At 72.8% G+C, this 10,700-nt stretch carries 8 protein-coding genes; 7 read left to right on the top strand and 1 reads right to left on the bottom strand.

Annotated elements, in window-relative coordinates; all coding sequences use genetic code 11:
- Positions 1-1,008, bottom strand: a 1,008-nt coding sequence (locus ACWEN3_RS31725) for a DMT family transporter (protein WP_452977709.1), incomplete at its 3' end; no start/stop codon positions are given.
- Between the two features lie 230 nt (positions 1,009-1,238).
- Between ACWEN3_RS31725 and ACWEN3_RS31720 the strand changes: the two genes are divergently transcribed.
- From ACWEN3_RS31720 to ACWEN3_RS31690, 7 genes are all read left to right on the top strand, one after another.
- Positions 1,239-2,000, top strand: a complete 762-nt coding sequence (locus ACWEN3_RS31720; protein ID WP_452977706.1) for a (2Fe-2S)-binding protein — start codon at positions 1,239-1,241, stop codon at positions 1,998-2,000.
- 41 nt (positions 2,001-2,041) lie between these two features.
- A complete protein-coding gene (gene glgA, locus ACWEN3_RS31715) occupies positions 2,042-3,202 on the top strand; it encodes a glycogen synthase (protein WP_452977703.1) in 1,161 nt (386 codons plus the stop codon).
- Between the two features lie 49 nt (positions 3,203-3,251).
- The gene (glgC, locus tag ACWEN3_RS31710; protein WP_452977700.1) at positions 3,252-4,472 is read left to right on the top strand and encodes a glucose-1-phosphate adenylyltransferase; all 1,221 of its coding nucleotides are present in this window, start codon (positions 3,252-3,254) and stop codon (positions 4,470-4,472) included.
- A 16-nt stretch (positions 4,473-4,488) separates the two neighbouring features.
- A complete protein-coding gene (locus ACWEN3_RS31705; RefSeq protein WP_452977698.1) occupies positions 4,489-4,770 on the top strand; it encodes a hypothetical protein in 282 nt (93 codons plus the stop codon).
- Positions 4,771-4,976: 206 nt separating this feature from the next.
- On the top strand, positions 4,977-7,298 hold the full coding sequence (locus ACWEN3_RS31700; RefSeq protein WP_452977695.1) for a GH92 family glycosyl hydrolase: 2,322 nt from the start codon (positions 4,977-4,979) through the stop codon (positions 7,296-7,298).
- A 146-nt stretch (positions 7,299-7,444) separates the two neighbouring features.
- Positions 7,445-8,776: a wax ester/triacylglycerol synthase family O-acyltransferase gene (locus tag ACWEN3_RS31695; RefSeq protein WP_452977692.1), complete on the top strand. Its 1,332-nt coding sequence runs from the start codon at positions 7,445-7,447 to the stop codon at positions 8,774-8,776.
- 240 nt (positions 8,777-9,016) lie between these two features.
- Positions 9,017-10,510: an SDR family NAD(P)-dependent oxidoreductase gene (locus ACWEN3_RS31690; RefSeq protein ID WP_452977689.1), complete on the top strand. Its 1,494-nt coding sequence runs from the start codon at positions 9,017-9,019 to the stop codon at positions 10,508-10,510.
- Positions 10,511-10,700 lie beyond the last annotated feature (190 nt).

The following is a 10,700-nucleotide window of genomic DNA, read 5'->3' as shown; positions in this document are numbered from 1 at the left end:
CCGCGCGGTAACCCGCTGCTGCGGCATGGCGAAGAGCGCTTCTCCGGTGGCGAGCGCTTCTCCGGTGGCGAACGCCTCTGCGGCGGCGAGTGCCTCCCCGCCTGCGAGCACCTCCCCGGCGTCGGCCGGGACGTCCGTCGTCGGTGAAGTCGGTGAAGTCGGTGAAGTCGCCGACGTCGGCGCCGTGCGCTCGATCCGCTCCGTGGTCAGCATGATCAGGCCGCCCGCCGCCAGCACGGCGCAGCCCAGCGCGAGTGCGGTGCCCGTGGCGCCGTAGCGGAACGTCTCGCCGAACATCAGGATGCCGACCGCGGCGGCCAGCACCGGATTGACCACGGTCAGGGTGGCCAGCGGGGCGGCGAGGCCGGCACCCCGGTAGGAGGCCTGGGACAGCAGGACGCCGGCGACCGCGAACACGCCGATCAGCGCGAGCGACGACAGGTCGCCGATGCCGCCGCTCCAGTCGACGGCGACCGTCTTGGTGAAGACCGAGGACATGCCGAACGCCGTGCCGGAGGCGGTCGCGAGCAGCACACCGCGCACCGCGGGGTGCCGGTGGGCCGCCCGGCCCGCGCCCATCAGCGCCACGACCGCGCCGCCGGTGACCACCGCGACTCCCGCACGCTGGGCCACGCCGAGTGCGTGGTCGTCGGAGGAGCCGACCAGGGACAGCAGACCCGCGAGGCCCACCGTGGCCATCAGCGCCCCGCGCCAGGCGGTCGCCCCGGCCCTGCGGCCGACGCACAGCGCCGCCAGGGGCAGCGCGAACACGATGGTCAGCGCGCCGAGCGGCTGGACGATGCTGAGCGGGCCGTAGGCCAGCGCCACGACGTGCAGCAGGCCGCCGAGGCCGTTGAGCGCCAGCGCCCCCCACCAGCTCGGCCGGCGCAGCGGAAGGTACGTGCTGCCGGGGGAGTCCACCGCGACCTGCTCCTGCGCGATCGCGCCGCCCGCGTAGGCGAGAGCGGACACGAACGACAGCAGCACGGACAGCGCGAGGGCGCTCATCGGCGTCTCCTCTGCGAGCGGCGGGGGCGCTCGGCCCGGTGCGACGTACGGTCGGCTTCCATGGCCAACACTCTGCCCGCCCGCGCTCTTCCCGTCGTCGTCCCTGAGCACGCAATGCGTCCTACTGCCGATGGAGTACACCAGTGGGCCGATCATCCCCTGGGTGGGTTACGCGGGGTGGAGACCCCCAGGGTCCGGCCCTCTCCTCGCGCCTGGTACCAGTGTCTGCCGTGGACCTCGACCCCGAACTCGCCGCCCTCCGCCCGCTGGGCGGATTCTTCGTCCTGCGCACGGTCCCGCCCGCGGCCGAAGCCGCCGGCGCACCGGATCCCGCCCGCCTGCCGACCCTCGCGGAGACATACGAGGGGGTGAACCCCGAGGTTCCCGGATCCGCGCTGACGACACGGGTCATGGCGGTCGCGGCCCGTCTTCACGCTCCTGAGCCGCGGGTTTCCGCCTCGATCAGCCATCAGGGGCTGGCCGCCCGGCTGTGGTCGACGGCCCTCGGCTGCGCCGTCCTCTACGGCCGGCTGCCCGACCTGGACCCGCGCCTGCTGCGCTGGGACCCCACCGCGTCCGCCCCCGACGACCTGTGGCTCACCGAGGTCCGCGCGCGTCCCGGGGACGCGGCCGCCCTCGCCGGCGCCGTGCTGCACGGGCATCTGGAACCCCTAGGGGAGGCCCTGAGAGTCCGCTACGGCATCGCGGCGGGCCTGTTGTGGGGCAACGCCGGCTCCGCGCTCGCCGGTGCGGCCCGGGAGCTGGACCGCTGGGCCCGCGCCCACGGCCGTACCGACGCGGCGGAACGGGCCCGCGCCCTCACCGGCGAACTCTTCGAGCACCCCCTGCTGCGCGCCACCGGCACCCGCACCGGAACGGCCTTCCGCCGGCGCAGCTGCTGCCTGTACTACCGGGTGCCCGGCGGTGGGGTCTGCGGCGACTGCTGCTTCATCCGGCCACCGCGCTCTTCCCCGCGGGCCGCATCTGGGTGACCATGAAGGGGATCTGCCGCCGAGTTCAGGGGGGTTGTCGGGTGCGAGTGGGACTGCTGACACGGGAGTACCCCCCGGACGTGTACGGCGGAGCCGGTGTCCATGTGGAGTTCCTCGCACGCGAGTTGGCCTCACTGGTGGACCTGGAGGTGCACTGCTGGGGCGAGGGCCGAGGCGTGGGCGTCGTACGCCACCGGCCCTGGTCCGTGCTCGACGGGTCCAACGACGCGCTGCGCACCTTCTCCGTGGACCTCTCCATCGCCGCCGCTCTCGAAAGCCGCGAACTGGTCCACTCCCACACCTGGTACGCGGGTCTCGCGGGCCATCTCGCCAAGACGCTGTACGGCGTCCCGCACGTGGTGACCGCCCATTCGCTGGAACCGCTGCGCCCCTGGAAGGCCGAGCAACTCGGCGGTGGCTACGCCCTGTCGAGCTGGGCCGAGCGCACGGCGGTGGAGGCCGCCGACGGGGTGATCGCCGTCTCGTCCGCCATGCGCGACGACATCCTCGGCTGCTACCCGGCCCTGGACCCGGACCGGGTGCACGTGGTCCACAACGGCATCGACACCCGCCTCTACCGGCCCGACCACGGCACCGACGCGCTCGTCCGGCACGGCATCGACCCCACGCGCCCCTACGTGCTGTTCGTCGGCCGGATCACCCGGCAGAAGGGCGTGCCCCATCTGCTGCGCGCGGTACGGGGCATCGACCCCGGCGTCCAGGTGGTGCTGTGCGCGGGCGCGCCCGACACCCCGGAGATCGACCGCGAGTTCCGGGATCTGTTCGAGGAGCTGAGCCGGGTCCGGCCGGGCGTGTTCTGGATCCCGCAGATGCTGCCGCGCCCTGAGGTGGTCCAACTGCTGACCCGGGCGGCCGTGTTCGTCTGCCCCTCGGTGTACGAACCGCTCGGCATCGTCAACCTCGAGGCGATGGCCTGCGGCACGCCGGTGGTGGCCTCGCGGGTGGGCGGGATCCCCGAGGTCGTGGCCGACGGCCGCACCGGGCTCCTGGTCGACGTGGGGGACGACCCGGGCGGCTTCGAGGCGGGCCTCGCCCGGGCGCTGGACACCGTCCTCGGCGACCCGGAGGCGGCCCGCCGGATGGGGGAGGCCGGACGGACGCGCGCGGTCGGCGAGTTCGGCTGGGACGCGGTGGCGCGCCGAACGGCCGCGCTGTACGAGGAGATCCTCAAGCAGGCTTAGTCCGGCCCGCTCGGGGCATCCATGGTTATCCAGGGTGAGGGGAGCGGCCATGCGTCGTGGTGGGCCTTCGGTTCTCGGGATCGTACTGGCGGGCGGGGAGGGCAAACGCCTGATGCCGCTCACGGCGGATCGCGCCAAACCCGCGGTCACCTTCGGCGGCACCTACCGGCTCGTCGACTTCGTGCTGTCCAACCTCGTCAACGGCGACATCCTGCGCATCTGCGTGCTGACCCAGTACAAGTCGCACTCGCTGGACCGGCACATCACCACCACCTGGCGGATGTCGAGCCTGCTCGGCAACTACGTCACACCGGTCCCGGCCCAGCAGCGGCTCGGCCCGCGCTGGTACCTGGGCAGCGCCGACGCGATCCTGCAGTCGCTGAACCTGGTCCACGACGAACAGCCCGAGTACGTCGCCGTGTTCGGCGCCGACCACGTCTACCGCATGGACCCCCGGCAGATGCTGCGCCAGCACATCGAGGGCGGCGCGGGCGTGACGGTGGCGGGCATCCGGGTGCCGCGCGCGGAGTCCTCGTCGTTCGGGGTGATCACACCGGGCTCGGACGGCCGTACGGTGGAACGCTTCCTGGAGAAGCCGGCCTCCCCGCCCGGACTGGCGGACGACCCGGAGTGCGTCTTCGCCTCGATGGGCAACTACATCTTCACCACCAAGTCCCTCGTCGAGGCGCTGCACCGGGACGCCGAGGACAGCCAGTCCGTGCACGACATGGGCGGTTCGATCCTGCCCCAGCTCACCGCCCGCGGCGAGGCCCAGCTGTACGACTTCAGCGACAACCACGTGCCCGGCGAGACCACCCGGGACCAGGGCTACTGGCGGGACGTGGGCACCCTCGACGCCTACTACGAGGCCCATATGGACCTCATCGCCGAGCGCCCCGCGTTCAACCTCTACAACCGCCAGTGGCCCGTCTACACCCACTCGGGCCAGCTCTCCCCGGCCCGCTTCAACGCGGGCGGCATCGCGAGCGAGTCCATCATCAGCGCGGGCTGCCTGATCCGCGGTCAGGTCAGCCGGTCGGTGCTCTCCCCGGGGGTCCGTGTCGACCCCGGCGCGGTCGTCCAGGGCTCGGTGCTCCACGACAACGTCCGCATCGGGCGGGGCGCCGTCGTCCGCGGGGCCGTCCTGGACAAGAACGTCGAGGTGCCGCCCGGCGCCACGATCGGCGTCAACCCGGAGCGGGACGCCGAGCTGTACACGGTCTCCAAGGGTGGAGTGATAGCCCTGGGCAAGGGGCAGCGGGTGCCCTAGGGATAGGCTGCCCGGCATGCGTTGCGGGATATGCGGCTCCGGCCGGCTGAGTCCGGTCGGGCAGCTCGCCTCGGGCGAACGGGCCTACGAGCGTCTGCGCCTGAAGTTCCGTCGGCCGGGTCTCCTCAAGCCCAGGCCGACGTTCGAGGCCGGCTTCGCACGGGCCTGCCGCGACTGCGGGGCCCTCTTCCCCTTCCTCGCCGAGTACGACCGGCGGGAACTGGACGCGACCGCCGACGCGGTGGCCGACGTCGAGGGCGCGCCCTCACCCGGCCCCGGCGCCTCCGACCTGCCGTAGCCGGCCGGTGGGGCCGACGGCGCGTCCACCGCTTTCGTACGGGTGTTCCTGCCGCGCCGCCCCGCCCTGATCAGTGTCCTTTGCCGTTCGACACCCGTTTGCCATTGTGCGACGCGTTTCGCGTAATCCCCCTGGGATGCCCGGATTTGCGTCGTTCGCCCTTCACGATGCAGGCAACGATGTCGAACCTTCGGAGGTCATCCGACATGAGAGGGACCCGGCGCACCCGGCTCTGCCTGGCCGGGGTGATGGCAGCGTCCACGCTGATCGCCCACCCCGCGGCACAGGCCGCCGAGCGGACCGACGGCCACCTCACCGACCTGGTGAACCCCTTCATCGGGACCCAGAACGAGGGCAACACCTTCCCCGGCGCGGCCGTGCCCTTCGGCATGGTGCAGCTCTCCCCGGACACCGGACACAGCACCGGCTACGACTACACGCAGAACCGTGTGCGCGGCTTCTCGCTGGTCCATCTCTCGGGCGTGGGCTGCCGCATCGGCGGCGACCTGCCCGTGCTGCCCACCACCGGCGACGTCACCCGGACGGACGACACCCGGTACGCCGCCGCCTTCTCGCACCGGGACGAGGCGGCGAGCCCCGGCTACTACCGCGTCGGCCTCTCCTCCGGCATCCGCGCCGAGCTGACCGCCACCGAGCGCACCGGCGTGCAGCGCTACACCTTCCCCGCCACCGCCAAGGCCAACGTCCTGCTGAACGCGGCCCAGTCGCTGCACAAGCACGTCGGCAGCACGGTCGAGATCCTCGACGACCACACCGTGCGCACGGAGATCACCGGGCACGGCTTCTGCCGCGACACCGGCCCGTACACGCTGTACACGATCACCCGGTTCAGCCGGCCCTTCACCGCGTACGGCACCTGGAGCGGCTCGACCGTCACCCCCGGTGCCCGCAGCGGACGCCGCGGCGCCTACGTCCGCTTCGACACCACCAAGGACCGCACCGTCGAGGCGACCACCGCCCTGTCGTACGTCGGCTCCTCCGGCGCCGCCCGCAATCTGCGCGCCGAGGGCGGCCGGTCCTTCGACGCGGTGCGCCGCCGGGCCCGCGCGGCCTGGGAGGCCAGGCTGGCCGGCGTGCGTGTCCAGGGTGGGACGGGCACGCTCCGCCGCACCTTCTACTCCTCGCTGTACCGGTCGTTCCTCGCGCCCAACATCGGCAGCGACGCCGACGGCCGCTACTTCGGCTGGGACCGCCGGATCCACCGCGCGAGCGGGTTCACGTACTACCAGAACTGGTCGCTGTGGGACACCTACCGCACCCAGGTCCAGCTGCTCGCCCTGCTCGCGCCGGGCGAGACACGGGACATGGCCCGGTCGCTGGTCGCGATCGACGCGGACGGCGGCTGGCTGCCCAAGTGGGGGTACGGCCCGGTCGAGACCAACACCATGAGCGGGGACCCGGTCACCCCCTTCCTGACCACCGCCTACCAGACGGGCCTGCTGAAGGGCTTCGAGGAGCGGGCGTACCGCGCACTGCGGAGGAACGCCGACGGTGTGCCGCCCGCCGAGTACCCGGGCATCGGCCGGGAGGCCAACGCCGAGTACATCGCCCACGGCTTCGCCCCCTTCGTGAAGGACCGCCCGCTCGCCAAGATGGGCGACTCCGACTACCACCACGGCGCCTCCGTGACCCTGGAGTACGCCCTCTCCGACGCCATACTGGCCCAGATGGCCCGCGGCCTCGGGCACCGGGCGGACGCCGCCCGGTACGCGGCCCGGTCGCGCAACTACCGGAAGATCTTCGATCCCACGACCGGCTTCTTCCGGGCGCGGGACGCCACCGGCGCCTTCACCGGCTCGGCCGACCCGGCGCGCGGCACCGGCTTCCACGAGGGCACCGCCTGGCAGTACCAGTGGCTCGTCCCGCAGGACCTGCCCGGCATGGTGCGCCTCATCGGCGGCGAACGCGCGGCCAACGCCCGGCTGGACTCGTTCTTCGCCTACGACCGGCTGCTCGCCGCCCCGGCGAGGACGGCCCGCGAGGTGTGGGTGCACGGAGACCCGTACGCGTACTACAACGCCGCCGTGTACAACCCGATGAACGAGCCCGATCTCATCGCGCCCTACACCTACCTGTCCACCGGTCAGCCCTGGAAGACCACGGACGTCGTGCACGCGGCCCTGACCCTCTTCACCGACGGCCCCACCGGCATGACGGGCAACGACGACCTCGGCACGATGTCCGCCTGGAACGTGCTGTCGTCCGTCGGGCTCTTCCCGATTCAGCCCGGCTACGACACCTGGGGCCTGTCCACCCCGGTCTTCGACCGCGTCGACCTCGCCCTGGACCGCCGTTACTGGCCGAGCGGCCGGCTGACCGTCACCGCGCCCGGCAGCTCGGCCACCGACCGCTACGTCCAGGGCGTGCGCACCGACGGAACCCCCCATGGACGGACGTATCTGACGACGGGTGCGCTGCGCTCCCTGCACTCGCTCGCGTTCACGGTCGGCCCGCGCCCGTCGGAGTGGGGTACGTCACGCGAAGCGGCACCCCCGGTGCTGAAGTGACCTCAGGCGCCTCTTGATCCCCACCCCCCTCAGAGGGGTGGGACTTAATCTGCTGTTAACTGAGCGTAGCCTGATCGTACTTGACCGTAATCGTCTGTCAGGGATTGACTGCAGATCCATACTTCGTCGACGCGCGAGGCAAGCCCTTGACTTCCGACCTGCTCGCTCCCCTCGACCTGGCCTTCTGGAACATGGAGTCCGACCGGCACCCGATGCACCTCGGGGCGCTCGGTGTCTTCGGCGCGCACTCGCCCACCGCGGGCGCGCACGCCGCCGACCTGCTCGCCGCGCGTGCCGCCGCGGTGCCGGGGCTGCGCATGCGCATCCGCGACGTCTGGCAGCCGCTCGCCTTCGGCGGCGCCGCCCGCGAGACCGACCCGGACTTCGATCCGCTGAACCACGTACGGCTGCACGCGCCGACCGCGGACTTCCACGCGGCCGCCGGACGGCTGATGGAACGGCCGCTGGAGCGCGGCCGGCCGCCGTGGGAGGCACACGTCCTGCCCGGCGAGGACGGCGTCTCCTTCGCCGTGCTCTTCAAGTTCCACCACGCCCTCGCGGACGGGCTGCGCGCGCTGAAGCTCGCCGCCGGCGTCCTCGACCCGGTGGACCTGCCCGAGCGGGCGCCCCGCGCCGTCGAGCCGCCGCGCGGTCTGCTGCCGGACGTGCGCAGGCTGCCCGCGATGGTCCCCGGGCTGGTCCGGGGCACGCTGTCCGACATGGGCCGTGCCCTGGACATCGGCGCCTCCCTCGCCCTGTCCACCCTCCGCATGCGCCCGTCCTCCGCGCTGGCCTCCGCGCCCAGCGGCACCCGCCGCACCGCCGGCGTCGTCCTCGACATCGACGATGTGCACCGGGTGCGCAAGACCGTCGGCGGCACCGTGAACGACGTGCTCATCGCCGTCGTCGCCGGCGCGCTGCGGCGCTGGCTGGACGAACGTGGCGACGACACCAAGGGCGTGGCGCCCCGCGCCCTCATCCCCGTCTCCCGGCGCCGTCCGCGCACCGCCCACCCACAGGGCAACCGGCTCTCCGGCTACCTGATACGGCTTCCGGTGAACGAGGCGGACCCGCTCGACCGCCTCGCCACGGTGCGCACCGCGATGGTCCGCAACAAGGACGCGGGCCCCAACCGGGGCGCCGGCGCCGTCGCGCTGCTCGCCGACCACGTCCCGGCCCTCGGGCACCGGCTCGGCGGACCGCTCGTCGGCCAGGCCGCGCGGCTGTGGTTCGACATCCTGGTGACGAGCGTGCCGCTGCCCGGGCTCGGGCTGCGGCTGGGCGGGCACGAGCTGACCGAGGTCTATCCGCTGGCCCCGCTCGCCCCGGGCCAGTCGCTGGCGGTCGCCATCTCCACCTACCGCGGCCGTGTGCACTACGGCCTCGTCGCCGACGCCCAGGCCGTGCCGGACCTCGACCGGCTCGCGCACGCGGTCTCGGCCGAGGTGGAGACCCTGCTGGCCGCCTGCGACTACTGAGGGTCCCGGTCCCCGGCCCGGTCCGGGGGCGCCACCCGCCCCACCCGCACACCTTCCGGCGTCGGGTGAGCGGGTGGCCCCCGCGGGCCGGATCCGCCGTCGGCGGCCCGCCCTCGCCCCGGCGCGAGGGCGGAATTTCGAGCGGGTTTGGCTCCTGGGCCCGGCGCTCCGTAAAATTCCGCGTTCGAAAGCGGGCGCGAGTCGGAGCGCTGCGCGGGTGACCAGGGAAGCGGCAGCGCGATGACGGTGACAGAAGACGGCCCGATGGCCACGGAAGAGGTGGTCTACGGCCCGGGTATCGACCCGGAGCGCCTGGCCGTCTGCCTGAGCGTGCTCGAGGAACTCGACTCGATCGACGTCGACCACCCCGACGCGATCAAGGTCCGCAGGGCCACCTCGCACATCTACCGGACGGTCAAGCAGCGCCGCCGCCAGGAGCGCCGGGCCGCCAAGACCGCGCACGACCGCGCCGTCACGGAGGCCACCGCCACCGGCTCCGCCGAGCGCATCGACGACGAGACCGAGGGCATCCTGCCCTCCTCCAAGGTCGAGGCCGGCCGGGTCGCGGGCATACTGCAGCGCCCGCGCTCCTGCTACACCTGCAAGCAGCGCTACGTCGAGGTCGACTACTTCTACCACCAGCTCTGCCAGAAGTGCGCCGCCGAGAACCGCGCCAAGCGGGAGGCCCGCGCCGACCTCACCGGCAAGCGCGCCCTGCTCACCGGCGGCCGCGCCAAGATCGGCATGTACATCGCGCTGCGACTGCTGCGCGACGGAGCGCACACGACCATCACCACGCGCTTCCCCAAGGACGCCATCCGCCGGTTCAAGGCGATGGACGACTCGGCGGACTGGCTGCACCGGCTGGAGGTCGTCGGTGTCGACCTGCGCGACCCGGCGCAGGCCGTGGCCCTGGCCGAGCAGGTCGCCGAGGCGGGCCCGCTCGACATCCTGATCAACAACGCGACGCAGACCGTGCGCCGCCTGCCCTCCGCGTACGCGGCCCTGGTCGACGGCGAGGGCGCTCCGCTGCCCGCCGGTGAGCTGCCCGCCCACCACGTCATCGGCGCCTTCAACTCCGGCGCGGTGGACGGCATCGCCGCGCTGCCCGTCGGCACCAGCGGCCTGGACGCGCAGAGGGTCGCCGACCTCGCCCTCGTCGCGGGCAACGCCAGCATCGCCCGGCACGTGGAGGGCACCGCCATCGACGCCGGCGGCCTCGTCCCCGACGTCGTCGACTCCAACACCTGGGTGCAGAGCATCGAGCAGATCTCCCCGGTGGAACTGCTCGAGACCCAGCTGTGCAACTACACGGCGCCGTTCATCCTCATCAGCAAGCTGCGCCCGGCCATGGCCGAGGCCGCGCGCAAGGCGGCCCGCGGACGCTCGTACGTCGTCAACGTCTCGGCGATGGAGGGCGTCTTCAACCGCGGCTACAAGGGCGCCGGGCACCCGAACACCAACGCCGCGAAGGCGGCCATGAACATGGTCACGCGGACCAGCGCCCCCGAGATGTTCGAGACCGACGGCATCCTCATGACGTCCGTCGACACCGGGTGGATCACCGACGAGCGCCCGCACTACGACAAGCTGCGCCTCGCCGAGGCCGGCTTCCACGCACCCCTCGACCTGGTCGACGGCGCCGCCCGGGTCTACGACCCGATCGTGCGCGGCGAGGAGGGTGAGGACCTGTACGGCGTCTTCCTGAAGGACTACGCGCCGGGCAAGTGGTGAGCCGCCGGCCGCTGAATCCGGTGGCAGGCGCGGTCGTCGGGGGGACCCGGCGGGGCCGACGCCTGCCACCTAGGGGGGTGTCGTTCGGATCAGGTCGGCCGTGAGGAACAGCGCTTGCCGGCCGACCCGAGCGGGGTCTGGTGCGTGCGGCTGCAAGGCGGAGGAGGGAGTCGACGCGGAGCGTCGGCGA

This window comes from Streptomyces sp. NPDC004561, from assembly GCF_053602155.1.
Note: the sequence above shows the minus strand (reverse complement) of the source record. Positions and strands in the feature narration are given on the sequence as shown.

Bases quoted from the DNA above. Each gene is read 5' to 3' on its own strand.
- glgC (WP_452977700.1), top strand. From the start codon at position 3,252: ATGCGTCGTGGTGGGCCTTCGGTTCTCGGGATCGTACTGGCGGGCGGG.
- ACWEN3_RS31705 (WP_452977698.1), top strand. From the start codon at position 4,489: ATGCGTTGCGGGATATGCGGCTCCGGCCGGCTGAGTCCGGTCGGGCAG.
- ACWEN3_RS31700 (WP_452977695.1), top strand. From the start codon at position 4,977: ATGAGAGGGACCCGGCGCACCCGGCTCTGCCTGGCCGGGGTGATGGCA.
- ACWEN3_RS31690 (WP_452977689.1), top strand. From the start codon at position 9,017: ATGACGGTGACAGAAGACGGCCCGATGGCCACGGAAGAGGTGGTCTAC.